General features: G+C 72.0%; 26 protein-coding genes and 1 pseudogene. 15 read left to right on the top strand and 12 right to left on the bottom strand.

Annotated elements, in window-relative coordinates:
- Positions 1-70: 70 nt before the first annotated feature.
- Positions 71-751, bottom strand: coding sequence for a TetR/AcrR family transcriptional regulator (locus tag ACFY01_RS05755; protein WP_390734378.1), 681 nt, complete (start codon positions 749-751; stop codon positions 71-73).
- Here ACFY01_RS05755 and ACFY01_RS05750 point away from each other — a divergent pair.
- A pseudogene (locus ACFY01_RS05750) lies at positions 659-940 on the top strand (hypothetical protein); the annotation flags it as partial. The gene ACFY01_RS05755 and the pseudogene ACFY01_RS05750 sit on opposite strands and share 93 nt — an antisense overlap.
- A 24-nt stretch (positions 941-964) precedes the next feature.
- Here ACFY01_RS05750 and ACFY01_RS05745 read toward each other — a convergent pair.
- The 4 genes from ACFY01_RS05745 to ACFY01_RS05730 all read right to left on the bottom strand — a co-directional run bounded on the left by ACFY01_RS05745 (position 965) and on the right by ACFY01_RS05730 (position 4,369).
- Positions 965-1,654, bottom strand: coding sequence for an HAD family hydrolase (locus ACFY01_RS05745; protein WP_390734672.1), 690 nt, complete (start codon positions 1,652-1,654; stop codon positions 965-967).
- A 313-nt stretch (positions 1,655-1,967) separates the two neighbouring features.
- Positions 1,968-2,657: a phosphatase PAP2 family protein gene (locus ACFY01_RS05740; protein ID WP_390734377.1), complete on the bottom strand. Its 690-nt coding sequence runs from the start codon at positions 2,655-2,657 to the stop codon at positions 1,968-1,970.
- 106 nt (positions 2,658-2,763) lie between these two features.
- Positions 2,764-3,699, bottom strand: coding sequence for a M56 family metallopeptidase (locus tag ACFY01_RS05735; RefSeq protein WP_390734376.1), 936 nt, complete (start codon positions 3,697-3,699; stop codon positions 2,764-2,766).
- A gap of 124 nt (positions 3,700-3,823) precedes the next feature.
- Entirely contained in the window at positions 3,824-4,369 is a 546-nt protein-coding gene (locus ACFY01_RS05730; protein ID WP_390734375.1) for a DUF5134 domain-containing protein, read from the bottom strand.
- Positions 4,370-4,543: 174 nt separating this feature from the next.
- Between ACFY01_RS05730 and ACFY01_RS05725 the strand changes: the two genes are divergently transcribed.
- From ACFY01_RS05725 to ACFY01_RS05715, 3 genes are all read left to right on the top strand, one after another.
- The gene (locus ACFY01_RS05725) at positions 4,544-6,259 is read left to right on the top strand and encodes an FUSC family protein (RefSeq protein WP_390734374.1); all 1,716 of its coding nucleotides are present in this window, start codon (positions 4,544-4,546) and stop codon (positions 6,257-6,259) included.
- Positions 6,256-6,804, top strand: coding sequence for a MarR family winged helix-turn-helix transcriptional regulator (locus tag ACFY01_RS05720; protein ID WP_390734373.1), 549 nt, complete (start codon positions 6,256-6,258; stop codon positions 6,802-6,804). The genes ACFY01_RS05725 and ACFY01_RS05720 overlap by 4 nt, the downstream gene beginning before the upstream one ends.
- A gap of 103 nt (positions 6,805-6,907) precedes the next feature.
- Complete coding sequence (locus ACFY01_RS05715) at positions 6,908-9,481, top strand: cellulosome protein (protein WP_390734372.1); 2,574 nt, start codon at positions 6,908-6,910, stop codon at positions 9,479-9,481.
- Between the two features lie 15 nt (positions 9,482-9,496).
- On the opposite strand, the gene ACFY01_RS05710 is transcribed toward ACFY01_RS05715, so the two are convergent.
- Entirely contained in the window at positions 9,497-10,261 is a 765-nt protein-coding gene (locus tag ACFY01_RS05710) for a VOC family protein (protein WP_390734371.1), read from the bottom strand.
- 135 nt (positions 10,262-10,396) lie between these two features.
- Here ACFY01_RS05710 and ACFY01_RS05705 point away from each other — a divergent pair, with 135 nt between their 5' ends.
- On the top strand, positions 10,397-11,308 hold the full coding sequence (locus tag ACFY01_RS05705; protein ID WP_390734370.1) for a GNAT family N-acetyltransferase: 912 nt from the start codon (positions 10,397-10,399) through the stop codon (positions 11,306-11,308).
- Positions 11,309-11,316: 8 nt separating this feature from the next.
- On the opposite strand, the gene ACFY01_RS05700 is transcribed toward ACFY01_RS05705, so the two are convergent.
- Positions 11,317-11,709 (bottom strand): VOC family protein, encoded by a 393-nt coding sequence (locus tag ACFY01_RS05700; RefSeq protein ID WP_390734369.1) that lies wholly within the window; start codon positions 11,707-11,709, stop codon positions 11,317-11,319.
- Positions 11,710-11,780: 71 nt separating this feature from the next.
- Between ACFY01_RS05700 and ACFY01_RS05695 the strand changes: the two genes are divergently transcribed.
- Positions 11,781-12,320: a GNAT family N-acetyltransferase gene (locus ACFY01_RS05695; RefSeq protein ID WP_390734368.1), complete on the top strand. Its 540-nt coding sequence runs from the start codon at positions 11,781-11,783 to the stop codon at positions 12,318-12,320.
- A 31-nt stretch (positions 12,321-12,351) separates the two neighbouring features.
- Here the strand turns inward: ACFY01_RS05695 and ACFY01_RS05690 are convergent, their stop codons facing one another.
- Positions 12,352-13,035 (bottom strand): glycerophosphodiester phosphodiesterase, encoded by a 684-nt coding sequence (locus tag ACFY01_RS05690; protein WP_390734367.1) that lies wholly within the window; start codon positions 13,033-13,035, stop codon positions 12,352-12,354.
- 366 nt (positions 13,036-13,401) lie between these two features.
- On the opposite strand from ACFY01_RS05690, the gene ACFY01_RS05685 reads away from it, so the two are divergent.
- The 4 genes from ACFY01_RS05685 (at position 13,402) to ACFY01_RS05670 (ending at position 17,308) form a co-directional block, all read left to right on the top strand.
- Entirely contained in the window at positions 13,402-14,799 is a 1,398-nt protein-coding gene (locus ACFY01_RS05685) for a DUF6421 family protein (protein WP_390734366.1), read from the top strand.
- Between the two features lie 35 nt (positions 14,800-14,834).
- The gene (locus ACFY01_RS05680; RefSeq protein WP_390734671.1) at positions 14,835-15,581 is read left to right on the top strand and encodes an SDR family NAD(P)-dependent oxidoreductase; all 747 of its coding nucleotides are present in this window, start codon (positions 14,835-14,837) and stop codon (positions 15,579-15,581) included.
- Positions 15,578-16,648 (top strand): threonine aldolase family protein, encoded by a 1,071-nt coding sequence (locus tag ACFY01_RS05675; protein ID WP_390734365.1) that lies wholly within the window; start codon positions 15,578-15,580, stop codon positions 16,646-16,648. The genes ACFY01_RS05680 and ACFY01_RS05675 overlap by 4 nt, the downstream gene beginning before the upstream one ends.
- An 87-nt stretch (positions 16,649-16,735) precedes the next feature.
- Complete coding sequence (locus ACFY01_RS05670; RefSeq protein WP_390734364.1) at positions 16,736-17,308, top strand: transglutaminase domain-containing protein; 573 nt, start codon at positions 16,736-16,738, stop codon at positions 17,306-17,308.
- 35 nt (positions 17,309-17,343) lie between these two features.
- Here the strand turns inward: ACFY01_RS05670 and ACFY01_RS05665 are convergent, their stop codons facing one another.
- Together ACFY01_RS05665 and ACFY01_RS05660 are read right to left on the bottom strand one after the other, a co-directional pair.
- Positions 17,344-18,072 carry a lysophospholipid acyltransferase family protein gene (locus ACFY01_RS05665; protein WP_390734363.1) on the bottom strand — a complete coding sequence of 243 codons (729 nt, stop codon included), beginning with the start codon at positions 18,070-18,072 and terminating at the stop codon, positions 17,344-17,346.
- Between the two features lie 205 nt (positions 18,073-18,277).
- Positions 18,278-18,694 (bottom strand): DUF4395 domain-containing protein, encoded by a 417-nt coding sequence (locus tag ACFY01_RS05660; RefSeq protein WP_390734362.1) that lies wholly within the window; start codon positions 18,692-18,694, stop codon positions 18,278-18,280.
- Between the two features lie 75 nt (positions 18,695-18,769).
- Between ACFY01_RS05660 and ACFY01_RS05655 the strand changes: the two genes are divergently transcribed.
- The 4 genes from ACFY01_RS05655 (at position 18,770) to ACFY01_RS05640 (ending at position 21,922) form a co-directional block, all read left to right on the top strand.
- On the top strand, positions 18,770-19,183 hold the full coding sequence (locus tag ACFY01_RS05655; protein WP_390734670.1) for a TlpA family protein disulfide reductase: 414 nt from the start codon (positions 18,770-18,772) through the stop codon (positions 19,181-19,183).
- Between the two features lie 208 nt (positions 19,184-19,391).
- Positions 19,392-19,901: a flavin reductase family protein gene (locus ACFY01_RS05650; RefSeq protein ID WP_390734361.1), complete on the top strand. Its 510-nt coding sequence runs from the start codon at positions 19,392-19,394 to the stop codon at positions 19,899-19,901.
- 218 nt (positions 19,902-20,119) lie between these two features.
- Complete coding sequence (locus ACFY01_RS05645; RefSeq protein WP_390734360.1) at positions 20,120-20,905, top strand: electron transfer flavoprotein subunit beta/FixA family protein; 786 nt, start codon at positions 20,120-20,122, stop codon at positions 20,903-20,905.
- Between the two features lie 54 nt (positions 20,906-20,959).
- Positions 20,960-21,922, top strand: coding sequence for an electron transfer flavoprotein subunit alpha/FixB family protein (locus tag ACFY01_RS05640; RefSeq protein WP_390734359.1), 963 nt, complete (start codon positions 20,960-20,962; stop codon positions 21,920-21,922).
- 55 nt (positions 21,923-21,977) lie between these two features.
- On the opposite strand, the gene ACFY01_RS05635 is transcribed toward ACFY01_RS05640, so the two are convergent.
- Positions 21,978-22,922: an endonuclease/exonuclease/phosphatase family protein gene (locus tag ACFY01_RS05635; RefSeq protein WP_390734358.1), complete on the bottom strand. Its 945-nt coding sequence runs from the start codon at positions 22,920-22,922 to the stop codon at positions 21,978-21,980.
- Between the two features lie 194 nt (positions 22,923-23,116).
- Between ACFY01_RS05635 and ACFY01_RS05630 the strand changes: the two genes are divergently transcribed.
- Positions 23,117-24,421: a DUF6986 family protein gene (locus ACFY01_RS05630; RefSeq protein ID WP_390734357.1), complete on the top strand. Its 1,305-nt coding sequence runs from the start codon at positions 23,117-23,119 to the stop codon at positions 24,419-24,421.
- A gap of 37 nt (positions 24,422-24,458) precedes the next feature.
- Here ACFY01_RS05630 and ACFY01_RS05625 read toward each other — a convergent pair whose 3' ends face one another.
- Positions 24,459-25,181 (bottom strand): hypothetical protein, encoded by a 723-nt coding sequence (locus ACFY01_RS05625; protein ID WP_390734356.1) that lies wholly within the window; start codon positions 25,179-25,181, stop codon positions 24,459-24,461.
- Positions 25,182-25,183: the final 2 nt, after the last annotated feature.

Raw genomic sequence — 25,183 nt, 5'->3', positions numbered from 1 at the left:
GGTGGGGTGACGTGCCGGGGCGGCCCGTGGCGTCACCCCACCGGCCCACCGTTCCACCGGTCCACTGGCTCTACGGGGCGCCCCGCTGCTCCCCGGATCGTTCCTCCGTGGCGAAGAACCGCGAAAGGTCCTTCTCGCACGGCCCCTCCGCCGTTCCCGTCCCGGGCGGGACACCCAGCTCCCAGTCGAGGCCGTAGCGCTGGAACAGCTCCTCCCGCAGCTTCGGGACCGGCATCGGCACGCCCGGCACCAGCGCCGCGTACACCGCCCCCATCAGCACGGCGCGCAGCAGTGGATAGTCGGCCCGGACGTCCTGCGAGCCGTACCTGGCGACCGTGTCACCGAGCAGCTCGGACAGGCGGCGCTGCTCCGGGCACTGGACCAGGCCCTCGGCCTGGAGGAGCCCGGCCATGTGCTGGCGCATCAGCACGGGCCGGTCCCGGGCCAGGCCCAGGATCGCGTCGATGGCCCGCGCCAGCCGCTCCCGCCCGTCGTCGGTGCGGGGCTCGCGCTCCAGCGCCTCCTCCAGCGTGCGGTGCATCAGCCGGTGCACGGCGGACTGCACGAGCTGGCGTTTGCCGGGGAAGTAGTACGACACCAGGCCGCGCGCCGAGCCCGCCCGGTCCGCGATGTCACCCAAGGTCGTGGCCTCGTACCCGTGCTCCCCGACCAGCTCCAGCGCGGCCTGAAGGAGCCGCTCCCGGGAACGCCGCCGCAACTCTTCATTGACCGAGGCGCTGCGCGGGGACATGCTGAAACTCCTGCGTTGACTGGCTGCCAGCCAACTATAATCGACGCACCAGGCGCCGCTTCCACCGGGGCCTGTCCAGGGCTGCCGTCCGTCAGGGACGACGCGGGGGATCGTCCCAGACGGGCGGCTCTGCTCGACCAGTGCCGGGACCTGCTGCGTCGGCGCCGTGCCAGGGCCGGGCTCGGGGAGGACCCCGACGGGGCTCCGCCGGGCTCAGCCCACCAGGTCCAGCACCGGCAGCAGCGCGTCCGGCCGCTCGGACACCGGCAGGTGGTCCACGAAGTGCACCCGGCACCCCAGGGCCGCCGCACCACCGTCCGCCGGTCGGCTGTCGCCGACCATCAGCGCGTCACGGGGCTCGACGCCGAGCGCCGCGCAGGCCGTGGCGAACAGGCGCGGGTCCGGCTTCTGGATGCCGTGTTCGTACGACAGCACGTACGCGTCCACGTACTCGTCGAGTCCGTGCTCGCGGAAGACCGGGCGCAGGTCCCAGCCGATGTTGCTGATCACGCCCACGCCGATCCCGCGCTCACGCAGGGTGCTCAGCACCTTGACGGCGTCGGGGTACGGAGACCAGGCCCGCGGGGACATGTGCCGGTCGTACAGCGCCTCGTGCAGCCCGGGAGCAGGCAGCGGAACCCGGCGGGACAGACCGGTGTACGCGGCCCGGTGCAGCGCGGCGCTCTCGTCCCGGACCGCCCACACCTCCGCCAGCTCCGCGGGCAGCTCGACCGGCGCCGCCCCGCCGGGCAGCGCTCCGGCGACCTCCAACGCCTTTGCTGTCTGGGCCAGTTCCGGCTCCGGCAACTCCAGTGCCGACTCGGCGAGGACGGCACGCAGCCAGGACTCGGTGGACTCGATGCGGAACAGGGTCCCGGAGAAGTCGAAGAGGACGGCAGCCATGCGCTGGACTGTAGCGGGTGGCCCGGCCGGCGGGGTGCCGTAGAACCTGACGGCGTGCCAGCCGCGGGTGGCGATCTCGAGCGGGTCGATGGAGTTGGCCGCGGGGGCGTCGGTCACCTGGATGCTGAACTTGATGTCCAGGTAGGCGTCGATGTCGCCGATGGCGGACTGCCCGGAGAAGAGCGTCCCTGGGGAGAAATCCGCCGACGCCGACGCCGCCTGAGCCTCCTGGGCCTGGGCCGGCCGCGCGGACGCCGCGCCGCATGATCGTAAGCACGTTCGATGTTCGGGTGGGGCTGACTGGGACCGTCCGTCAGTGAGAGCGGGCCCGGGCGCCCCACGGCGACTCGTAGGCCATGATCGCCACCGCGACCACCAGCCCCCCGGCCAGCCACCCCCCGACCACGTCCGACAGCCAGTGCACGCCCAGCCACACCCTGGTCAGGCCGACGCCCAGTACGGACACGACGGCCACGGCCAGGGCCGTACGCCGCAGGGCGCGGCCGGCGCCGAAGCGGGGGAGCAGCCAGAGCAGGAGGCCGCACACCACCGTGGCGGTCATGGCGTGACCCGAGGGGAAGGCCGCGTAGTGCGCGGAGTCGACGGGGTCGTGCCAGACCGGGCGCGGGCGGTCGACGGCCGTCTTCAGCGACTGCTGCACGATGGTGGCCACCGCGACGGTCACCGCCAGCCACGCCGCCGTCCACCACGCCGACCGGCGCCACACCAGCCACACCGCGGCCGCCGCGCACACCAGGCGCATCGTCAGCGGGTCCCAGACCCAGTCGGTGAGGATGCGGAAGGTGTGCGTCACGCCGTGCTCCGCGACCGCCCAGTGGTGTGTCGTGCGGGAGACGTCCCCGTCCGCGGCGATCAGGGGGTGCCATCTGGTCGCGACCAGCGTCAGCAGCAGCGCGGAGCACAGCGCGAGGAGCGCGGCCGCCACGGCTGCCGCGCGGTACTGCTTCGGGCGGGGCGGCGAGTCGACGGACGGGTGGTGCATGATGCGATCTTCGCCGAAACGTGGGGTGCGAGGCCAGTCCCGGGCCGACGGGGGCTCGGAGCCCGTCGCCCCGAGCGGCCCGGCACCACGAGCCCGAGGGGCGGGCCTACCCCAGCGCCCGCAGCCCCGGCACCAGCGCCACCAGCACCGGGATGACCGGCACCACCGCCGCCGCGGCGGTCAGGCGGAGGCGGTGCATCGCCGTGAGGCGGTCCGGGGGCGTGAGCAGCCGGTGCACGCGTTGGGGGACGTGGGCGTGCGGGGTGGAGCCGGGGCCGAAGACGCCCCGGTCCTCGTTGAGTTCCACCAGGGCCAGCGCGGTCGTCAGCCGGCCGAAGCGGCGGGAGGCCATGTCGTCGGCGGCGAGTTCCACCAGCCGGTGCATCTCGTCGCGGAACGCGGCGAACACCGGCACCTGCGGAAAACCACCCGCCAGCGCGGCCGAGCAGTGCAGCAACCAGTCGTGGCGGGCCTGTGCGTGTCCCTGCTCGTGAGCGAGGACCGCGTCCAGTTGCCGTCCCTTCAGCCGGCTCAACGCGGCGGTGGTGACGACGAGTTGCGGTGTGGCCCCCGGCAGCCACCAGGCGTCCGGCCGCCCGCCCTCCAGTACGACCAGACGGCCGCCCGCGGGCTCCTCACCGGGCAACAGCGGGGCCCGCACCAGGAGTTCGGCCCGTCGGCGGCGCCGTCGTGACTGGGCCCGGGCCACCTCGCGGACCAGCATCGCCGCGCTCCACAGTCCGCCGCACGCCAGCGTCACCGCGGTCGTCGCCGCCCAGGGTCCGGCCGTGCCGAGGGCGTACGCGTCCACGACCGCCCGTGGTGCCGAGCCGAACACGTGCCCGCGCACCGCCTGCCAGGCGGCCGCCGCGCTGAGTGTCATCGACAGCGCGCAGCACATCAGGACGGCCGCGACGACGCACTGCCACGCCCACAGGGCGACCACCGGTTCACGGTCCGGCCAGTCGGCCCGGGCGAGCAGCCGTGGGGCGACGACGGCGGTCAGGGCGCCGAGCAGCAGCAGTGCCGCGGGGACCATCATGGGCAGCACCCTATGAGCGGCGGCTACCGAGGGGTACGGTCCGCCGCGGCAAAGTGACGCAGGCAACGCTTGCGCCCGGCGCGTCCAGGGCACCCCGCCCCGCCCCGCCCCGCCGACCGGCACCTCAGAGCGTCAGCAGCATGGCCACCATGCCGATCCCCATCGACAGCCGGCACGCCCGCGCCAGCTCCGGCCGGTCGCCCCACCGGACGTCGCCCGTGCCGGACGTGACGCCGGCGGGGACCAGCCGGACGCCGGAGAACAGCACGTACCCGGCGAAGTAGAGGAGCAGCGCGCCCGTCAGCGGCGGTACCCCCGCGCCGCCGTGGACGTGGTGCGATACCGGGGATGCGGCCATCACGACCGCCATGTAGACCATGGCCGCGCTGCCCACCAGGTGGTGCAGGTGGTGCGGGCTGCCGCGCGCGGCCCACAGGGCACGCACTGCCGCCGCGCCGAACACCGCGGCGTAGAGCGGCCAGGTCCACGGCGGTGGGCTGAACACCGTGCCGGGCACGGCCATCGCCGCCATGCCGAAGCCCATGAGCGCCTCGCCACCCGCGGCGCGCCGCTGCTCCTCGACGCCGCTGCGCATCCGCAGCAGGCAGTAGGCCCCGGTCCCGGCGCAGAGCGCGACCAGCAGCCAGCCGGGCGAAGTCGGTCCGTGCACGCGCACCTCCCCCCTCCACGGTAGGTCGAGGGATGCGATGCCCCATCCGCGCGCTGCGCACGCGAGCGCATAGGGGTGCACGGGAGCATTCGGTGGTGCACGGCAGGTGAGAGGTTCGGCGAGGGCCCCTCCCGAGAATGATTTACAGGTAAAACACATGCTAAATTAGTTGGTATGAGCTGTGCGACCCCTCACCGTCTTCCCCTGGCCGGCGTTCTGCGCCTGGGCCGGCCGTCCGACATCTGGTTCAAGCCCGCGCTGAGCGTGGTCGCCGCGGTAGCCCCGCCCAACCTGGCCCTGCTCGCGCTCGGCCGCCTGGACCTCGCGATGTACACGATGGCCGGTTCGCTGTGCGCGCTCTACGGCCACAACCGTCCGTACGCGGCCCGGGCCCGCGCCCTGGCGTGGGTGGTGCTCGGCATGGTCGCCGGGCTCGCCGTCGCCCTGCTCACTGCCTCGCTCACCGCCGACGCCCTGGTCCTGGTCACCGTCGGCGCACTCCTGGCCGCCGTGCAGAAGGCGGTGTGCGACGCCACCCGTGTCGGCCCGCCCGGGAACGTGGTGCTGACCTTCATCAGCTCCGCTTCCCTGTTCGTGCCGCAGACCCTCGGCCAGGTGCCCGGCCACCTGGCGCTGGCCGTGGGAGCGGGCGCCTGGGCCTGGCTGGTCGGCATGGCGCCCGGCCTGCTGCGCCCGCACGGCCCCGAGCGCCGTGCCACCGCCCAGGCCCTGAACGCCGCCGCCGCGTACGCCGCCACGCGCGGCACCGGCGACGGCCACGCCCGCACTCGTGCCGCCGCGTACGCCGCCACGCGCGGCACCGGCGACGGCCACGCCCGCACTCGTGCCGCCGCGGCCGCCGCCGTGCACGCCGCCTGGCAGTCGCTGCTGTCCACCGGCGCCCGCGCCGACCGCACCCGCCGTGCCCTCGAACGCCTGCTCGTCCGAGCCGAGGTCGCCCTCGCCGCACCCGCCGACACCGACCCCGAGCGGCTGCGCGGCTGGGCGCGGGCCCTGCGAGGCACCGGCCGCGTCCCCCGGACCGGCCTCCCGGACGCCGCCGGCGCCGACGAACTCCTCGGCGTGGACGCCGAACGCGCCGCCCCGCACCCCGCCTGGTGGCGCGCCCTCGGCCCGCTCGCCCCGATCGCCGCCCGCACCGCGATCGGCTGCTCGCTCGCCGGATACGCCTCCCTGGCTCTGGGAATCGGCAGGCCCTACTGGGCCGTCGTCACCGCCGCCTCCATGTACCAGGCCAACGTCACTCTCACCTGGAGCCGGGGCGTACAGCGTGTCGTCGGCAACCTGGTCGGCGTCCTTTTCTTCGCCGCCCTCGTTCCGGTGGCCCACCTGCACCCCGCGGCCCTGGTGCTGTGCTGCCTCGCCCTGAACTTCGGCGCCGAGGCGCTGATCGGCCGCAACTACTGGCTCGGCACAGTCTGCGTCACCCCCATGGCGCTGCTCATCACCGAGTTCGCCCGGACGCAGGACTCCGCCGCACTGATCACCGAGCGGGTCGTGGACACCCTGGTCGGCGCGCTCGTCGGCTTCGTCGCCGCCGTCGCCGTGACCAACCGGCGGGCGGGCGACCGTCTCGGACACGCGCTGACCGCGGCCGAACGGGCCCGTGAACGCGCCGCCCGTCTGCTCGCCGAACCCCGTCCGGAGCCCCGCGCGCTGGAAACGGCCCGCCGTTCGCTGGCCGCCGCCCTGGTCGAACTGCGCGCCACGGCCGACGCCGCGTCCGGCGAGTGGTGGCAACGCGCCCTGCCCGAGGAGCGGGTCGTGCTCGCCGAGCAGTCCGGACACCGTACGCTCGCCGCGACGGTACGACGCCTGGGGCCGCGCCCCCCGGCCGGGACGAGGACCACGGAGGACGTACGGCCATGACGGGGACGAACGGACGACCGGCGGCCGACGGTGACGCGGCGAGGGGGGACACGGTCGCCGCGGTGGTCCGGCAGTGGCAGGCCGTCCATCCCGAGCTGGACACCGGGCCCATGGAGGTCATCGGCCGCATCAACCGCTGCGCGGCCCTCCTGCAACAGGCCGAGGACGCCCCGCTGCGCCGCGCCGGGCTCAGCCGCCCCGAGTTCGACCTGCTGGGCGCCCTGCGCCGCACCGGCCACGAGCTGACACCGAGCGAGCTGGCCCGCGAGACCTACTCCTCCGGCGCGGCCGTCACCAAGCGCCTCAAGCAGCTCACCGCGCGCGGCCTGGTCGAACGCCGCGGCGACACCCGTGACCGCCGGGTCGCGCATCTGCGCCTCACCGACGCGGGCCGTGCCCTCGTGGACGGCATCCTCCCCGAGCAGCTCGCCTACGAGACGGCCGTCCTGTCCGTCCTGGCCCCGGGTGGCACGGGGGAGCTGGCCGGCCTGCTCGCCGAGCTGCTGACCCGGCTGGAGGGACGGATGGGCGCCCTGCGCGCGTGAGCGGTGCCCGTCGCGACCGTTGACGCGGACCGCAGGTGATCCTTACGGTCGTCCCGTTCGGGTTACCGACTGGTGTACGAAATCACGGACAAGGGATGGTGTCGTGACCGACGCAGACTCCGCCGCCCAGACGCTCACCGTCGATCTCGGCACCGACACCGGCCCCGTCCACGGCGGCGCCGGCGGCACGCTGTACGGGCTGTACGGCGACGGCGTGCCCAGCCGAAACGTCGTCGAGGGCATGTACGTGCGCACGGTCTCCACCAAGGCACAGGACGGCACCCAGCACCCGGGCGCCGACGCCCTGGAGATCCTGCCCTCCTTCGTCGAGGCGGGCGGCCGGGACGTGTACGTCTACATGACCGACATCTACCGCGGCTTCCCCTACGAGTGGCCCGGCGCCACCGGCGAGGAACGCCTCGCCGGCTTCCGGGCCCGGGTCCGCCGCCAGGTCGAGCAGGTGCTCACCCTCGGCCCCCTGGCGTCCCACGTCGTGTACGTGCCCTTCAACGAGCCCGAGGGCAACATGTTCGGCACGGGGGAGTGGAGTTACGACAGCGTCTCCTGGCGGGACGACCCGGCCCGCTACTTCGCCGCCTGGCAGGACCTGTGCGGGCTCATCCGGGACCTGCACCCCGGTGCGCGCATCGCCGGGCCCAACACCTGCATCCTGTACGAGGAGGTCCGGGGCTTCCTGGAGTTCGCCCGCGACCACGGCGTCCTCCCCGACGTGGTCACCTGGCACGAGCTCTCGTCACCGGACGAGATCCGCCGCAACGTCGCCGAGTACCGGCGGACGGAACGGGAGTTGGGGATCGGCCCGCTGCCGGTCAACATCAACGAGTACGCCCACAACTACCACCTCTCCGTGCCCGGCCAGATGATCCAGTGGATCGCCGCCCTGGAGGAGTGCAAGGTCGACGCCGACATGGCGTACTGGAACATCGACGGCAACCTCAACGACTCCGCCGTGGAGGCCAACAAGGGCAACGGCCAGTGGTGGCTGTTCAACGCCTACGGACAGCTGACCGGCAACACGGTCCGGGTCACCGCGCCGCAGCCGAACGTGCAGTACACCCTCCAGGGCGTCGCCTCCCTCGACCGGGACAAGCGCCAGGCACGGGTGCTCTTCGGCGGCGGGAGCGGCGGCGCCGGCCTCGTCTTCGAGGGCGTGGGCCGGGAGGTGTTCGGCGACGTCGTGCACGTACGGCTGCACGAGATTCCATGGACGGGCCAACTCGGTTCCTCGGCCGCGCCGTTGCGGCTCGCCGACCTGGAAGTGCCCGTCGTGGACGGCAAGGTGACGGTGCGTCTGCCTTGGTTGGAGGAGATGTCCGCCTACCAGGTGATCATGTCTCCCGGCGGCGGTGCCGCTCCGGTGCCGCCCTCGACCGGCTGGCGGCGGACGTACGAGGCCGAGGACGCGGCGCACCGCGGTGACGGCCACGTCGTGCACGGGCCCGAAGGGTCCCCGGCCGACGTGGAGAAGTTCGCCACCTCCGGCGGCCACCACGTCGGCGGCCTGCGCACCGGTTCCGACCTGGTCCTCGCCTTCGACGTAGAGGTTCCGCGCGACGGGACGTACGACGTCACCGTCTTCGCGAACTCCCACAATCTCGCCGAGGGCGTGCGCGAACAGGGCCCCACCAACGTCTTCCTGCGCGTCGACGGCGAGCGGCCGCAGGAGCTGCGGCTGCCCCTCGGCTACAAGTGGGCGGTCTGGGGCCGCACCGACACCCGGGTGGAGCTGACCGCCGGCCACCACACGCTCACCCTGGCCGCCCACGACGCCGACCTGGGCGCCACCCGCGGCGACGCGGTCGTCGACCGGCTCGACCTCGCCCTGCGCGACGGGCACGTGACCGCGCCCGCGCTGTACGACGCCGAGTACGCCGCGCTCGGGAACGGGGCGCGGGTGAGCTACGCGCACCGCGGTTCCTCCGGACCCGGCGCGGTCGTCCTGCCGCGCGGGGGCACCGCCACCTTCTGGGTGCACGCGTCCGTTGACGGCGAGGCGAGCGTCACCGTCGACCTCATCGGACCGGGCGAGGGCCTGCTCACGGTCAACGGCGAGGAACTCGGGCCCGTCGAACGCGGTGCGCTGCCGGTCTTCCTGGCCGGTGGCATCAACAAGGTCACGGTCACGGGGGCGTCGGACCGGATCGTCCTGGACCGGCTGCTGGCCGGACCGTCCCGCGGCCTGCTGCCCGTCTCCACGTACCAGGCGGAGGACGGCGTCCTGACCGGCCGGGCGCAGGTCACCGGCGCCCACACCTTCGCCACCGGCGGCAAGGCGGTGGACGGCGTCGGAGCCGGACCGGCGAACTCGCTCACCCTGACCGTCCTGGCCGAGCGCGCCGGACGGCACGCGCTGACCATCCGCTACTCCAACGGCGAACAAGCGCCTGCCACCCACTACAACCCCGACCCGGTCTGCCGCCACGCCGACATCTCCGTCGACGGAGCCGACCCGCGGCGCGTGCTGTTCCCGACCACTTTCCACTTCAACAACTTCTTCGAGCTCTCCGTCCCCGTCACCCTGCGCCGGGGTGCCAACACGGTCGCCTTCACCGCCGACGAACTCCCCGACTTCGACGGCACCGGCCGCAACGCCCACGGCCAGCGCTCGGCGTACGCCCCGGTCCTCGACCGGGTGACGGTGACACCGCTGAGGTGACCGGTCCGCAGGGGCTCAGCTCTCCTCGCCCGGCCGGTACACGCCGAAGGCCGCCCCCTGCGGATCCCGCAGCACCGCGAGACGCCGGCCGCCGGGCATGGAGGACGGCTCCATGACGACATCGCCGCCCGCCCGTGCCGTCACCTCCGCCGTCGCGTCCACGTCCGCCACGGCGAAGTACGGCATCCAGTGCGCGGGCAGCTCCGGCGGGAACCGGTCGCCCATCGCCGCCATCCCGCCGAAGTCGGCGCCGTCGACGCCCCACTGCGTGTACCACTCGGAGGCGTTGACGCTCCAGCCGAAGACCGTGGTGTAGAAGTCCTGGGCCCGATCGGTGTCACGGGTCGCCAGCTCCACCCAGCCCAGTGCGCCCGGCGCGTTGAACAGCCCGGCGCCCGGGAAGGTGCGCGCCTGCCACAGCTGGAAGGCCGCCCCCGTCGGGTCGAGGGCGACGGCGAAGCGGCCGGCGTCGAAGACGTCCATCGGGCCGAGGATCACCGTGCCGCCCGCCTCCTCCACGTGCCGTGCCGCCGCGTCGGCGTCCGGGACCGCGAACGACACGTTCCAGGCGACCGGTTGGGACTCCTGGTACAGCGGGGTGAGCGCGGCCACCGCCGCGTCCCCCATGTGCGCGACCGTGTAGCCGCCCGCCTCCTGGCGCGGATCCGTCTCGGGACGCCAGCCGAACAGTTCGGCGTAGAACCGCTTGGCCCCCTCCAGGTCACTGGTCCCCAGTTCCGTCCAGCAGGGTCCACCGGTCACCGGCCCGTCGAGCTTCATGGCAGCACGCTAGCCCCGTCGCCGGTCCGCGGCCATCCGACACCCCCTCGCGGACGTCGGCGGTACCGGCGTACGCTCGGCCCGTACCGCATCGCATGGCGGCCTCCCGATCACGCTCCGGACCGGAGGTCACGCATGTCCCAGGTACGCCCCTTCCACCGCGACGACCGCGACCAGCTGACCGAGCTGGTCAACGCCCATGTCGCCGCCGTCGTCCCCGGTGTCTCCGTCTCCGTGAACACCGTGCTCAGCAGCCTGGACCGGCAGTCCGGCGAGTTCGTCACCGACCCGTGGGTGGCCCAGCGGGTCACGCTCGTCGCCGAACTGCGCCGGCACGTCGTCGCCGCGGCCCACCTCCTGCGCTACCGGGCCGACGCCGAGGTCGGCGCCGGCTACCGGGACGCCGGTGAGATCGCCTGGTTCCTCTGGCATCCGCCGGCCCCGTTCCGGCCGGACACCGACAAGGCCGCCGACCTGCTGATGGCCGCCTGCCTCGCCCAGCTCGCCCGCTGGCAGGTTCGGATCCGCCTCGCATCGGGCGATCTGCCCGCCCCCGCCGTGTACGGACTGCCCGGCAACTGGCCGCACGTGCGCTCCGTCTACGAGCGCGCCGGTTTCCGGCACACCGGGCACACCGAGGTGATCCTCCTCGCCCAGGTGTCCGAGCTGCCCCGCCCCGAACCCCGGCCCGGTGTCACCGTGGAGCGCACGCTGGGACAGTGCGGCACCCGGCTCACCGCGTACGCGGACGGACAGCCGGTCGGCTTCGTCGAGGTCGACACCGTCCTGGCCCGCCCAGAGCGCCACGCACGCCCCGCCGGGCTCGCCGACATCGGCAACCTGCACGTCGACCCGGCACGGCACGGAGCCGGCTGGGAGCACCGGCTCCTGGCCGACGCCGCCGACTGGCTCGGGCTGTCCGGCGTCCACCGCCTCCTCGCCTACGAACTCGCCGACGACCACGGCGCACTCGACACGCTGCGAACCGCGGGCTTCCGCGAACTGACCCGCACGGACCGCGGCTGGGAGCACCGGCCGCAGACCTGACGGCCGCGTCAGATGCCCGGCCGGTACCGCATCGGATGATCGTCCGGTACCTCCACCAGCACGATCGGCACCCCGTCCGGATCCGCGACCCACATCTCCACCAGCCCCCAGGGCTCCTTCACCGGCGGCCGGACGATCTCGACGCCCCGGGTGCGGAGTTCCTCGTGGGCCGCGGCCAGGTCCGGAACCTGGAGCCACAACCGCAGCGCCGGGGACGGCGGGGTCTCGGACCGTCCGGACACCTCGAGGAAGCCGCCGCCGAGGAAGTAGACGGTGCCCCGGTCCGGACCCGTGCCGAACTCGCGGTAGACCGCGAGCCCCAGCCGTTCGCCGTAGAAGGACCGGGAGCGTTCGGGGTCGGTGGGGCGCAGGAGTGTCCGGCTGCTGAGTACGTGCACCATGCACCCGGAGGGTAGTGGCAGGGTTAGTCTCGTCCTGCCCTGCCGCGCCAGAGATTCGGAGACGTCTCCCCATGGACACCGCCGCTGCCCGACCGACCTTCCGTGACGCCACCGACGCCGATGTGGACGCGCTGGTCGCGCTGATCGAGTCCGCCTACCGGGGCGACGACAGCCGGGCCGGATGGACCACCGAGGCGGACATCCTCCAGGGGCGGCGGACGGACCCGCAGGGCGTGCTGGAGGTCATCAAGTCGCCGGACAGCCGACTGCTGACGGTCGAGCGGGACGGCCGGATCGTCGCCTGCTGCCAGCTCGAACACCGCGGCGACCACGCCTATTTCGGCATGTTCGCCGTCAGCCCCGCGCTCCAGGGCGCCGGCCTCGGCAAGGTGATCATCGCGGAGGCGGAGCGGCAGGCCCGCGAGAGCTGGGGCGTCAGGGAGATGCACATGACGGTGATCTCCGTACGCGACGACCTGATCGCCTGGTACGAACGCCGCGGCTACCGCCGTACGGGACGGATGACGCCCTTCCCGTACGGCGACGAGCGCTTCGGCATCCCGCAGCGCGCCGATCTCCAGTTCGAGCTGCTGGTCAAGCCGCTCGTCTGACCGTCACGGCCTGATCGTCACGGCGTGACCGTCACGCCGTGAAGCGGCCGGTGCGCTTGATCTCGGGGTAGTCGGTGGTCGCCCCGTCCAGGCCGAGGGCCCGCACGAGCCGCAGGTGGTCCTGGGTGTTGACCACCCAGCCGATGATCCTCAGGTCCGCCTTGCGGGCGTGCTCGACGATCTCCAGGGTGAGCCGCCGGATGTTGAGGCAGACGGTCGCGGCACCGACCGCCACGGCCCGGTCCACCACGTCGGTGCCGTAGCGGCTGGCGATGAGCGCCGTGCGGACACCCGGGACCAGGCGGGCGATCTCGGCGATCGCCTCGTCGTGGAAGGAGGACACCTCCACCCGGGAGACCAGGTCCCGCCCGCGCATCACATCGGCCAGCGCCCGGGCCGCGGCGACATCCTTGATCTCGGCCTGGAGCGGCGCCTTCACGGCGTCCAGGACCTCCTCGAACACCGGCACCCGCTCGCCGTGGCCCGCGTCCAGGGTGCGCAGCTCGGAGAGGGTCTTCTCGGCGATCGCGCCGCTGCCGTCGGTCGTGCGGTCCACGTCCGTGTCGTGCATGACGACCAGGGCGCCGTCCTTGCTCAGGTGCAGATCGAGTTCGATCAGGTCGAGGCCGGCCTGCTGGGCGGCGACGAAGGAACGGAGGGTGTTCTCGGGCTCCACACCCATGATCCCGCGGTGACCGATGGTAAGGAAGTTCAAGGTTCAACTCGCTTCCGTCGACGGCGGCTCGGCACGCGCGCGGACCGGACGGACGTCGCTGTCCACGCGGCAGGCTCGCAGCCTAATGGCCGGGTCTCGGGTTGAACCCGCACGTACACGCGCGTTTGGGGTGATGGCCGGTCCTGACGATTGACCGGCTGGATCCGTACGGCGGTTCCTCCTACCCCCGTCCGCGTCCCCCATGCCTGCATTCAAAGCGGAAGTGTGCGTCCACGCGATCCTGGGCAGGAAAAAGAGCGGTGACCATGGTGTGACGCAGGATAATTTTCGGAGACGGTACTTGCTGGGAGAAACGCCGTATGCCTACGGTGTGCCCACGCGAGGTTCTGCTGTGAAGGATGGGACATGACGGAGATTCTTGTGCAGGTGAGTCCGGAGGAGCAGGTTCCTCCTGCGACCAGGGTCGTTGAGCACCCTGCGTGGCCTGCGCTCAAGGATGCCGTGGAGCAGATCCGGCCATGGCAGTCCAAGGACGGATCGATCGACTTCGACGCCGACGGCGCCCCGGACCCGGCCGAGGCCGAGTCCGCCGTCCGCCGTGTGGTCGACGCCGTCGTCGAGCTGTCCCCGCTGCTGCCGCACGACGCCGCCTACCACGAGGCCCTCGTGGCCGACCTGCGCCGCTGGGCCGACGCCGGCTTCCAGGTGCCGGACTTCCTGGACTCGCTGCTCGCCTTCCAGCCCGCCGCGCACCGCGCCGACGGCCTGGAGCACCTCGTCGTCTTCCCGATGTACACGCAGAACGGCAACCCCGACCGCAACCTCGAGGCGGTCGTGCTGCGCATGGTCTGGCCGGACTGGCTGGCCGAGCTGGAGCGCACGCGCTACGACAACCCGCTGTTCTGCGGCATCACCTTCGAGGACTTCACGGCCGGGTACGACACCAACTCCGCCGTCCTGTTCCCCGAGACGATCGCCGTCCGCGAGGCGCCGGAACGTTTCTCCTGGGGTGGCATCTTCTGCGACCGTGAGGCCGCCCGCTTCCGCCGGGTCACCGACGCCGCCGTCGGCATCCTGGGCCTCGAACTGCCCGAGGACATCGCCGCGATGGTCCACGACCAGAAGCGCTGCGAAGAGGCCTTCGTGCTCTGGGACATGGTCCACGACCGCACCCACAGCCACGGCGACCTGCCCTTCGACCCGTTCATGATCAAGCAGCGCCAGCCGTTCTGGATGTACGGCCTGGAGGAGCTGCGGTGCGACCTCACCGCCTTCAAGGAGGCCGTGAAGCTCCAGGCGGACGGCGTCCCGCAGGCCCGTGACGTGCAGTACGCGGTGCTCTTCGACCGGATGTTCCGCTTCCCCGTCACCGGTGAGCGCGTGCGTAACTACGACGGCCTCGGCGGCCAGCTGCTCTTCGCCTACCTGCACAAGCACGATGTCGTGCGCTGGACCGACAACAAGCTCGCCATCGACTGGGAGCGCGCCCCGCAGGTCACCAACCAGCTGTGCGCCGAGATAGAGAAGCTCTACCGGGACGGCATCGACCGCCCGAAGCTCGTGCACTGGTTCGCCGGGTACGAACTGGTCTCCACCTACCTCGCTCCGCACCCGGGCTCCAAGTGGGCCAAGGGCCCCGACGCCCTGGACCTCACGCAGCCGCCGCGCAAGCTGGTGGATGACGTGCTTCCGGACGAGTTTCCGCTGAGCATGTTCTATGAGGCACTGTCCAAGAAGCTGAAGAACGTGATCGCCTCCACCAAGGGCATCACGGCGGACGGCGCCCAGAAGGTGGCCGCGTGAGCGACCGTACGAACACCGCTCAGCAGGAGGCGAAGATGAGGAACGGGGCTCTCGACGGAGCGGTGATCGCGGTCGCCGGCGCGGGCGGACCCGCCGGCCGTGCGACGCTGCGCAGGCTCGCCGAGGCGGGCGCGACCGTCGTCGGCGCGGACAACGACCCGCAGCGGCTGTCGGAGGCCGTGGACGCGGCCCGCTACGCCGGCGGCGGCGCCACCGTCACCGGGGACACGGTGGACCTGCTCGACCTCCAGTCCACCCGCGACTGGGCCACGCACATCGAGAAGGACTTCGGCCGCGTCGACGGCCTCGTCCACCTCGTCGGCGGCTGGCGCGGCAGCGAGACCTTCACCAAGACCAGCCTCGACGACTGGGACTTCCTGGAGCTGCTGCTCGTCAAGACCGTGCAGCACACCTCCCTGGCCTTCCACGAGGCGCTTCAGCGCAGCGAACGCGGCCGGTACCTGCTGATCAGCGCCGAGGGCGCCAGCAAGCCCACCGCCGGCAACGCCGCCTACGCCTCGGCCAAGGCCGCCGCCGAGGCCTGGACGCTGGCTCTGGCCGACTACTTCAAGAAGGCCGGGGGCGCCGAGGGCCCGACGTCGGCGGCTGCCATCCTGGTGGTGAAGGCGCTGGTGCACGACGCGATGCGTGCCGAACGCCCCAACGCGAAGTTCGCGGGCTTCACCGACGTCAAGGACCTGGCGGAGGCCATCACCGGCGTCTGGAGCAAGCCCGCCGCCGAAGTGAACGGACACCGCCTGTGGCTGACCGAGAAGCCGTGAACCCCCCGAAGACCGATGCCCGTCGTCATCACGACCCGCAGGTCCGCGGTTTCGCCAGTGACAACTACGCGGGCGTGCACCCCGAGGTGCTCGCCGCCATAGCCCTGGCCAACGGCGGTCACCAGGTCGCGTACGGCGAGGACGACTACACCGAGCACCTCCAGCAGATCATCCGCAGCCACTTCGGCGCCACGGCGGAGGCGTTCCCGGTCTTCAACGGCACCGGCGCGAACGTCGTCGCGCTCCAGGCGGTCACCGACCGCTGGGGCGCGGTGATCTGCGCCGAGAGCGCGCACATCCAGGTCGACGAGGGCGGCGCCCCCGAACGCATGGCCGGCCTCAAGCTGCTCACCGTGCCCACCCCGGACGGCAAGCTCACCCCCGAGCTGATCGACCGGCAGGCGTACGGCTGGGAGGACGAGCACCGGGCCATGCCGCAGGTGGTGTCGATCACCCAGAGCACGGAGCTGGGCACCGTCTACACGCCGGACGAGATCCGCGCGATCTGCGAGCACGCCCACGCCCACGGCATGAGGGTGCACCTGGACGGCTCCCGGCTGGCCAACGCGGCCGCCTCCCTGGACGTCCCGATGCGGACGTTCACCAACGCGGTCGGCGTCGATATCCTCTCGCTGGGCGGGACGAAGAACGGCGCGCTGTTCGGCGAGGCGGTCGTGGTCATCAACCAGGACGCCGTGCGTCGGATGAAGCACATCCGCAAGATGTCCATGCAGCTCGCCTCCAAGATGCGCTTTGTGTCGGTGCAGTTCGAGGCCCTGCTCGCCAGGGATCTGTGGCTGCGCAACGCCCGCCACGCCAACGAGATGGCCGAGCGGCTGGCGGAGGGCGTGCGGGCGGTGCACGGGGTGGAGCTCCTCTACCCGGTGCAGGCCAACGGGGTCTTCGCCCGGCTCCCGCACGACGTGAGCGAGCGCCTCCAGAAGCGGTTCCGGTTCTACTTCTGGGACGAGGCCGCAGGTGTCGTCCGGTGGATGTGTTCCTTCGACACCACCGCGGAGGACGTGGACGCGTTCGTGGCGGCGGTCAAGGAGGAGATGGCGCGCTGAGTGCCGCCCCCTTCATGTGTGCATAGATATGCGGTCACCTGAAAAGTCATTGACTCTCGGGTGATCGCATTCCTATGCTCTGCGGGCATGGAGATGATCCAGCAGACACCCGACCTGTCCGCCTATCTGGCCGCCGACGAGGTCATCGACCACCATCACCCGGTGGTCAGGAAAACGGCCGCGCGTCTCGCGGCAGACGCCGACGACTCGTATTCCTATGCGCGCCTCGCATTCGAGTTCGTGCGCGACACCATCCCGCACTCCCAGGACGTGGGCGACCCGCGCGTCACCTGGCGCGCCTCGGACGTACTGGAGCAGGGCACCGGCATCTGCTACGCCAAGGCCCACGCGCTGGCCGCGCTGCTGCGCGCCGAGGACATCCCGACGGCGCTCTGCTACCAGAAGTTCGACGTGGTGCACGGCCTGGTCGCCGTGCGCTTCAACGGCGCCTGGCACCGGCAGGACCCGCGCGGCAACAAGCCGGGCGTGGACGCGCGGTTCTCCCTGGACGGGGAGCGGCTGGCCTTCGAACCCGACGCGGAGTCGGGCGAACTGGATTATCCGGTCCTCTACGCCGAACCTCACCCGGTCGTGCTCGCGGCGCTGAAGGCCGCGCCCGTCCGCCCGTACCTGTGGCGGACGCTCCCCGCCGCACTCTGAGGCGACGGGGCCGGGGGTACTCGGGGGACGGGGTGTCAGTGGGCCTCGGCGGCCTTGAGCTGCTCCGCGGTCGGGGCCGTGCCGCCGAGGTGGGCGGGCAGCCACCAGGAGTCCTCAGGGCCCTTGGGGCGGCCCGGGTAGGCACGCTGGGCCGTGTCCAGGAGGTCCTGGACGCGTTCGCGCAGCCGGCGGGTGATGGCGCCCGCGTACTGCTCGCGGGAGGCTTCGAGCGCCTCGCCGACGCGGATGGTGACCGGGGTGTGGCTGCGCTTGAAGTTGCGCGGATGCCCCTTGGTCCACAGCCGCTGGGTGCCCCACACCGCCATCGGGACCAGCGGCACGCCCGCCTCCTGGGCCAGGCGCGCGGCACCGGACTTGAAGCTCTTCAGCGTGAAGGACTGCGAGATGGTCGCCTCCGGGAAGACCCCGATGATCTCACCGGACTTCAGCGAGTCCAGCGCGTGCGCGTACGCCGTCTCGCCCTGGTTGCGGTCCACCGGGATGTGCTTCATGCCGCGCATCAGCGGGCCGGAGACCTTGTGGCGGAAGACGGACTCCTTCGCCATGAAGCGCACCAGCCGCTTCTGCGGGAGTGCCGCCAGACCGTTGAAGATGAAGTCCAGGTAACTGATGTGATTGCTCACCAGCACGGCGCCGCCCGAGCGCGGGATGTTCTCCGAACCCTTGCAGTCGATCTTCAGGTCCCAGGCCTTGAACATCGTCAGGGCGAGACCGATGACGGGACGGTAGACCAGCTCTGCCATGGTCGGGGTGGACCCTTTCTGTCAGCCTGGGGAAGGGGCTCCCGGCGCGAAAGTTACGCAGCCGTAGGTTTACGGCGTCTCGCAGATCGTGCCCGAAGAACGGACGCGGAGCCAGCCCTGGTGCCCCGCCACGGCGAGATCCTCGTCACGTCGGCCTATTCTCCACCTTGGTCTTTCAAGGCCCTTTTGCCCGTTACGTCCCGTTCTACTGCGTACGTACCGTCACCCGCCGGACGAGCAGGAACAACTCGCAGCCCAGGCAGTATCCGAACGCCGCGTTCAGGAAGGCGGCGGCGAGTGCCGCCCCCGTGGCCGCGAGCCCCAGCCACTCGGGTCCGAGCGCGTACCCGACCAGACCGAGCCCGGCGAAGACGAGCCCCACCGCCTGTGCGAAACGCGGCGGTTCGGGCGCTTCGAACTCCGTCGGCGGGCCGAGCCGCGGGCGCACCGCCTTCCGGAAGAGCAGGCCGTACGGTGACCGGCCCACGCCCCCGGCGGCGCCCAGCGCGAACGCCAGGGTCTGCCAGGCGAGCAGCCACGCGCTCCCGGTGACCAGTACCGCCGCCAGCACGAGCGTCGTCACGGCCGCCCCGAAGCGCGGCCCCCTCACGTCGATGTCCATGAATCAAGCATTCCGGACAGGGCACCCCTCGGGGAGGCGGGAATCTTTGCAGTCTCGTGAATGCTTGTGCACATGATGACCGGAATGGTGGTGTGCGTGGCGGTGCTCGCCGTGGCGAGCGCCTACGGAGTGCTGCAACGGCGGCGGAGCGGGAGAGTACGGGTGCGCGGGCGGGACGACGGCAAGCGGCTCGGGGCGGCCGAGCTGGGCGGCGAACTCGGCGAGCGGGCCACCCTCGTGCAGTTCTCCAGCGCCTTCTGCGCCCCCTGCCGGGCGACCCGGCGGGTGCTCGGCGAGGTCGCCGGGATGGTCCCCGGCGTCGCCCACGTCGAGATCGACGCCGAGGACCACCTCGACCTCGTACGCGAGCTCGAGATCCTCAAGACCCCCACCGTGCTGGTCCTCGACGCCCAGGGGCGGGTCGTGCGGCGCGCCACCGGCCAGCCGCGCAAGGCCGATGTCATCGCGGCGCTCGGCGAGGCCGTGTGACGGACGTGACGGTGACGGTGAGGCAGCTCCCAGATCGCGGAACGTACTTGACTGGGCGCACCACCTATCGTCAGCCTGACCGTATGCCTTCGGAACTCCTTCTCTACGGACGGGTCCACGTCGACCTGGCCCGCACCGCGAGCGCGCGCTGTCCCGGCTCTTGAGCAGCGACGGACACCCACGCCACCTCCCGGAGAAGGACAACTCCATGACGGCCACACCCGATCTCGGCACCTTCCAGCTCGCCTCCCCCGACCTCCTGCGCTCCGCCTTCCGCCGGCACGCCGCGGGTGTCGCGGTGATCACCGCCCGAGGTGACGCCGGCCCGGTCGGCTTCACCGCCACCTCCCTCACCTCCGTCTCCGCCGAGCCCCCGCTGCTCTCCTTCGGCATCAGCACCGGCGCCTCGAGCTGGCCCGCGATAGCGGAGTCCGACCACGTCGGCGTGCACATACTCGGCGAGCACCAGCGCGAGCTGGCCGCCACCTTCGCCCGCAGCGGCGCCGACCGCTTCGGCCCGGCCACGGCCTGGCGCGACGGCCCGGAAGGCGTTCCGGTGCTGGACGAGGTGCTGGCCTGGCTGGTCTGCCGGGTCGTCGGACGGGTGCCCGCCGGGGACCACCGCATCGTCCTCGCCGAAGTCGTCCTCGGCGATACCACCGGCACCGGGCGCCCCCTGCTGTACCACCAGGGCCGCTTCGGCGGTCTGCGGGATTGATCACGCGCCGTCTCTCCTGCGGAGTGGTCTGATTCCGGTTACGCTGCGTTGCGAAGGTCACAGTTCAAAGCGCTTGCTTAGCGGGAACGAACTGGGTGTACTGACGAGTAATATTTCGTTCGGAGCGCGCGGTCGCCCCGACCGGGATCGGCCGCTTGAGGCGCCTATGCTGCCTGCAAGAGGCAGACCGGAAATGTCGACGCAGTAGGAGAGCCGGCGTGAGCTTGAGGATCGTTGTCACTGTGAAGTACGTGCCCGACGCCACTGGCGACCGGCACTTCGCCGATGACCTGACCGTCGACCGGGACGACGTGGACGGTCTGCTCTCCGAGCTGGACGAGTACGCGGTCGAGCAGGCGCTCCAGATCGCCGATGACGCCGACGACGCCGAGGTCACCGTGCTGACCATCGGCCCTGAGGATGCCAAGGACGCGCTGCGCAAGGCGCTGTCCATGGGTGCCGACAAGGCGATCCACGTCGAGGACGACGACCTGCACGGCACCGACGCCATCGGCACCTCCCTGGTGCTGGCCAAGGCCATCGAGAAGGCCGGCTACGACCTGGTGATCTCCGGCATGGCCTCCACCGACGGCACCATGGGCGTCGTACCCGCGCTGGTCGCCGAGCGTCTGGGCGTCCCGCAGGTCACCCTGCTGTCGGAGGTCTCGGTCGAGGACGGCACGGTCACCGGCCGCCGCGACGGCGACGCCGCCAGCGAGCAGCTTCAGGCGCAGCTCCCGGCCGTCGTGTCCGTCACCGACCAGTCGGGTGAGGCGCGCTACCCGTCCTTCAAGGGCATCATGGCCGCCAAGAAGAAGCCGGTTCAGTCCTGGGACCTGTCCGACCTCGACATCGAGGCGGAGGAGGTCGGCCTGGACGGCGCCTTCACCAAGGTCGAGGCCGCGAACGCGCGCCCGGCCCGCACGGCCGGCACCATCGTCAAGGACGAGGGCGAGGGCGGCAAGCAGCTCGCTGAGTTCCTCGCGGGCCAGAAGTTCATCTAAGGCCCCTTGAGTCGCTGACCGCCCCTCAACTTCGTTTCGCAGGAGAGCAATCCCATGGCTGAAGTCCTCGTCTACGTCGACCACGTGGACGGTGCCGTCCGCAAGCCGACCCTGGAGCTGCTGACGCTGGCCCGCCGCATCGGCGAGCCCGTGGCCGTCGCGCTGGGCAACGGCGCCGCCGACACCGCCGCCACCCTCGCCGAGCACGGCGCGGTGAAGGTCCTCACCCACGACGCCTCGGAGTACGCCGAGTACCTGGTCGTCCCGAAGGTGGACGCGCTCCAGGCCGCCGTCGAGGCCGTCTCCCCGGCCGCCGTGCTGGTCCCGTCCTCCGCCGAGGGCAAGGAGGTCGCCGCCCGTCTGGCGCTGCGCATCGGCTCGGGCATCATCACCGACGCCGTCGACCTCGAGGCCGGCGACGAGGGCCCGGTGGCCACCCAGTCGGTGTTCGCCGCGTCCTTCACCACCAAGTCCCGTGTCATCAAGGGCACCCCGGTCATCACGGTCAAGCCGAACTCGGCCGCCGTCGAGGCCGCCCCCGCCGCCGGTGCGGTCGAGGCCCTGTCCGTGTCCTTCTCCGAGAAGGCGACCGGCACGAAGATCACCGGCCGCACCGCCCGTGAGTCGACGGGCCGTCCGGAGCTGACCGAGGCCGCGATCGTGGTCTCCGGCGGCCGTGGCGTCAACGGCGCTGAGAACTTCTCGATCATCGAGGCGCTCGCCGACTCCCTCGGCGCGGCCGTCGGTGCCTCGCGTGCCGCGGTGGACGCCGGCTGGTACCCGCACACCAACCAGGTCGGCCAGACCGGCAAGTCGGTCTCGCCGCAGCTGTACATCGCCAACGGCATCTCCGGCGCCATCCAGCACCGCGCCGGCATGCAGACCTCGAAGACGATCGTGGCCGTCAACAAGGACGCCGAGGCCCCGATCTTCGACCTGGTCGACTACGGCGTCGTGGGCGACCTGTTCGACGTGGTCCCGCAGCTCACCGAGGAGATCAAGGCTCGCAAGGGCTGATCGCCACCGGGCTGACCGAGGCCCCCGTGACCGCACCGGTCACGGGGGCCTCGGCTCATCCCAGGGTCACGGACGCCTGCACGGGCAGGTGGTCGCTCGGGAACTGGCCGTCCTGCGCGTAGGTGTTGACCGTGGCCCGGTGCGTCGTGACGCCCGGGGTGGCCAGGATCCAGTCGATGCGGTCGCCGTCCGCGACGAGCGGCTGGTAGCCGTGGAAGGTCGCGTACAGCTTGCTCCGCCCGGCCGCCGTGTCCCAGGTGTCGACGAGTCCGGCGTCCAGCAGGGTGTCGTAGACCGGGTTGTCGTGGGCCGCCGAGTTGAAGTCGCCGGTCACGAGGAACGGCTGGGAGGGACCGAGTTCCGCGATCCGACGGCCGATGAGCGCCGCGGCACGCTCGCGGGCGTACTGGACGCGGTGGTCGAGGTGGGTGTTGAGGAGGTGGAACTCGCGTCCGTCGTCGCGCAGATCGCGGAACCGGATCCACGTGGCGATGCGGGGGAGTGCGGCGCCCCAGGTGTTCGAACCGATCACCTTCGGCGTGTCGGAGAGCCAGAAGGTGTCGTGCTCCACCGGAGCCAGGCGTCGGGTGTTGTAGAAGACCGCCACGGCCTCGTCGTGGCTGCCGCCCTCACGGCCGGTGCCGATCCAGTCGTAAGTCGGCCCGAGGTCGGTGTGGATGTCGCGCAGTTGCTGGTAGAGGCCCTCCTGGGTGCCGAGGACGTCGGGCGCCTCGTGGCGCAACAGCGCCCGCATCACCGGGCGGCGGACGGCCCAGCTGTTGGGTTCGGTGGTGCTCGCGAAGCGCAGGTTGAACGTCATGACGCCCAGGCGGCGGCCGGCCGGTCCGGCGGCGGCCGGTTCCGCCGCGGGGGTCGGTTCGACCGTGGGGGCCGATGTGGCGGCCGGGGCCGTCACCGTGCCGAGCAGGGGCACGGTGATCGCGGTGGCCAGCGCCGTTCTCAGGCCCGTGCGGCGGGTCATTCTGGTGGTCTCCGGCATGTGATTCCCTCCCGACGGATCAGGATGAAGGTGCGAACCGTTGCGCGAAAGAGGGCCCAGAGGTTCTTGGCACGGGGAGTGAACACGGCGGCTCGGGCTGTGGACGGGGTGTTGACCAGCGGGAAGCCACACGGATAACTTCGTTCTACGGATTGTTGATTCCGTAAAGCGGAAAATCTGTTGGAAGGTGTGGAATGGGCCAGGGCCGGCAGGAGAAGGTGTCGACGAGCCTCGCGGGCGCCGTCAGCGAGGAGATCAGCGCCTCCCTCGCCCCGGTCGACGCGGAACTGGAGCGCCGCTACCCCGGCGACCCCGGCACCCGCCAGCCCGTGCACACCGTGTACGTCCCCGGCGACGTCTTCGCTGCCGGCACCATCCGCTCCTGGGGCGACCAGGCCCTCGCCGCCCTGGACGAACACGCCCCGGACGCCGCCTCCTTCGCCGCCGTCCTCGGCCTCGGCGACGACCTCGCCGAGCCGGTCCACTCCCGGGTCCGCGCCAAGCTGGAGCGCGAGCCGGTCGAAGACCTGCGCGTCGACTTCGAGGACGGCTACGGCCGCCGCCCCGACGCGGAGGAGGACGAGGCGGCGGCCCGCGCGGCCCGCCTGATCGCCGAGGCGTACGAGAAGGGGACCGCCGCCCCCTGTATGGGCATCCGCATGAAGTGCATGGAGGCGCCGGTGCGCGACCGGGGCATCCGCACCCTCGACATCTTCCTCACCGGCCTGATGGAGGCCGGCGGTCTGCCCGGCGGGCTCGTGCTGACACTGCCCAAGGTGACGTACGCCGAGCAGGTCACCGCCATGGTCCGCCTCCTTGAGGCCTTCGAGGAGACGTACGGCCTGGAGCCGGGCCGGATCGGCTTCGAGATCCAGATCGAGACCAGCCAGGCCGTTCTCGCCACCGACGGCACGGCCACCGTCGCCCGCATGATCCAGGCCGCCGAGGGCCGCGCCACCGGACTGCACTACGGCACCTTCGACTACAGCGCCTGTCTCGGCGTCTCGGCCGCCCACCAGGCGCCCGACCACCCCGCCGCCGACCACGCCAAGGCGGTCATGCAGGTCGCGGCGGCCGGCACCGGCGTACGCCTCTCCGACGGCTCGACGAACGTCCTCCCGGTCGGCCCCACCGAGAAGGTCCACGACGCCTGGCGGCTGCACTACGGCCTCACCCGCCGCGCCCTGGCCCGCGCCTACTACCAGGGCTGGGACATGCACCCCGGCCACCTGCCCACCCGCTACGCGGCCGTCTTCGCCTTCTACCGGGAGGGCTTCGAACAGGCGGCGGCCCGGCTCGCCCGGTACGCCGACCGGACGGGCGGCGACGTCATGGACGAACCCGCCACCGCCAAGGCCCTCAGCGGCTATCTGCTGCGCGGCCTGGACTGCGGCGCCCTCGACCCCGCCGAGGTGGCCCGGCTGAGCGGACTGACCCGGGCCGGCCTGGAGGGCTTCGCGGCGCCACGGCGCGGTGAGCTCACGGCGTCGGCCGAATAGCGGGCCCGAGGACCGCCCGCCTCAGATGGCGTACGCCTCAGGCGACGTACGCCTCCAGCCCGGACGCCGTCACCCACTTCCGCTCGGCGAACAACCTCGTGCCCCGCGCGCACAGCTCGACGTCGGCGCGCGCCCGCGCGCAGAACTGCTCGGGCGTGATCCCGAACAGCTCCCGCAACTCGGCCGACCGCGCCAGCAGTTCGCCGATCAGGGCCCGCTGCCCCGGGTGCGCGCGGGGCGCGCCGTCGCCGTTGTGCAGGACCCCGTGCCGGTTGACGTACGCGTACGCGCCGGGCAGCGTCGAGCCGTCGGCCAGCTCGATCCGCACGTCCGGCGCGGGCAGCCAGGCACGGTCGAAGTTGAGCTCACTGGCGTCGATCACGGCCAGTTGTTCCGCGTCCGGCCAGATGACGAACAACTCCCGCGACACCCCGGGCGCGCCCACGGGCGAGGCGGACACATAGCCCATGCGGCTGACGTGCGCGGAGACGCCCACGTCGAGGCCCCGCACCCACGCGTGCACCATCGGCAGCGCCGAGGTGATCCCGAACTCGGTGAGCTTGTGGCGCAGTTGGCCGGGGCAGGCGTTGGAGCCGACCGCCACGACCGGCGTCCGGTCCTCGTGCACCAGCCGGTCCAGCGGCAGCATCCGGTCTCCGAGCAGCAGCCCGGAGCCGACGGGCCGGGCGCCCGGATAGCTCAGCGGGTTCTCGCGCGGCACCTCGGCGAGCCCGAGCTCCTCCAGCGTGCGGCCTCTCATGG

The organism is Streptomyces sp. NPDC001480, assembly GCF_042894725.1.
Taxonomy (GTDB): domain Bacteria; phylum Actinomycetota; class Actinomycetes; order Streptomycetales; family Streptomycetaceae; genus Streptomyces.
This window is presented reverse-complemented; position numbering and strand designations above follow the sequence as displayed.

What these genes read in the sequence shown, in the direction of transcription:
- ACFY01_RS05755 (WP_390734378.1), bottom strand. Translation starts at nt 751, where the DNA reads ATGTCCCCGCGCAGCGCCTCGGTCAATGAAGAGTTGCGGCGGCGTTCC.
- ACFY01_RS05745 (WP_390734672.1), bottom strand. Translation starts at nt 1,654, where the DNA reads ATGGCTGCCGTCCTCTTCGACTTCTCCGGGACCCTGTTCCGCATCGAG.
- ACFY01_RS05740 (WP_390734377.1), bottom strand. Translation starts at nt 2,657, where the DNA reads ATGCACCACCCGTCCGTCGACTCGCCGCCCCGCCCGAAGCAGTACCGC.
- ACFY01_RS05735 (WP_390734376.1), bottom strand. Translation starts at nt 3,699, where the DNA reads ATGATGGTCCCCGCGGCACTGCTGCTGCTCGGCGCCCTGACCGCCGTC.
- ACFY01_RS05725 (WP_390734374.1), top strand. Translation starts at nt 4,544, where the DNA reads ATGAGCTGTGCGACCCCTCACCGTCTTCCCCTGGCCGGCGTTCTGCGC.
- ACFY01_RS05720 (WP_390734373.1), top strand. Translation starts at nt 6,256, where the DNA reads ATGACGGGGACGAACGGACGACCGGCGGCCGACGGTGACGCGGCGAGG.
- ACFY01_RS05710 (WP_390734371.1), bottom strand. Translation starts at nt 10,261, where the DNA reads ATGAAGCTCGACGGGCCGGTGACCGGTGGACCCTGCTGGACGGAACTG.
- ACFY01_RS05705 (WP_390734370.1), top strand. Translation starts at nt 10,397, where the DNA reads ATGTCCCAGGTACGCCCCTTCCACCGCGACGACCGCGACCAGCTGACC.
- ACFY01_RS05700 (WP_390734369.1), bottom strand. Translation starts at nt 11,709, where the DNA reads ATGGTGCACGTACTCAGCAGCCGGACACTCCTGCGCCCCACCGACCCC.
- ACFY01_RS05695 (WP_390734368.1), top strand. Translation starts at nt 11,781, where the DNA reads ATGGACACCGCCGCTGCCCGACCGACCTTCCGTGACGCCACCGACGCC.
- ACFY01_RS05685 (WP_390734366.1), top strand. Translation starts at nt 13,402, where the DNA reads ATGACGGAGATTCTTGTGCAGGTGAGTCCGGAGGAGCAGGTTCCTCCT.
- ACFY01_RS05680 (WP_390734671.1), top strand. Translation starts at nt 14,835, where the DNA reads ATGAGGAACGGGGCTCTCGACGGAGCGGTGATCGCGGTCGCCGGCGCG.
- ACFY01_RS05670 (WP_390734364.1), top strand. Translation starts at nt 16,736, where the DNA reads ATGGAGATGATCCAGCAGACACCCGACCTGTCCGCCTATCTGGCCGCC.
- ACFY01_RS05665 (WP_390734363.1), bottom strand. Translation starts at nt 18,072, where the DNA reads ATGGCAGAGCTGGTCTACCGTCCCGTCATCGGTCTCGCCCTGACGATG.
- ACFY01_RS05660 (WP_390734362.1), bottom strand. Translation starts at nt 18,694, where the DNA reads ATGGACATCGACGTGAGGGGGCCGCGCTTCGGGGCGGCCGTGACGACG.
- ACFY01_RS05655 (WP_390734670.1), top strand. Translation starts at nt 18,770, where the DNA reads ATGACCGGAATGGTGGTGTGCGTGGCGGTGCTCGCCGTGGCGAGCGCC.
- ACFY01_RS05650 (WP_390734361.1), top strand. Translation starts at nt 19,392, where the DNA reads ATGACGGCCACACCCGATCTCGGCACCTTCCAGCTCGCCTCCCCCGAC.
- ACFY01_RS05640 (WP_390734359.1), top strand. Translation starts at nt 20,960, where the DNA reads ATGGCTGAAGTCCTCGTCTACGTCGACCACGTGGACGGTGCCGTCCGC.
- ACFY01_RS05635 (WP_390734358.1), bottom strand. Translation starts at nt 22,922, where the DNA reads ATGCCGGAGACCACCAGAATGACCCGCCGCACGGGCCTGAGAACGGCG.
- ACFY01_RS05630 (WP_390734357.1), top strand. Translation starts at nt 23,117, where the DNA reads ATGGGCCAGGGCCGGCAGGAGAAGGTGTCGACGAGCCTCGCGGGCGCC.
- ACFY01_RS05625 (WP_390734356.1), bottom strand. Translation starts at nt 25,181, where the DNA reads ATGAGAGGCCGCACGCTGGAGGAGCTCGGGCTCGCCGAGGTGCCGCGC.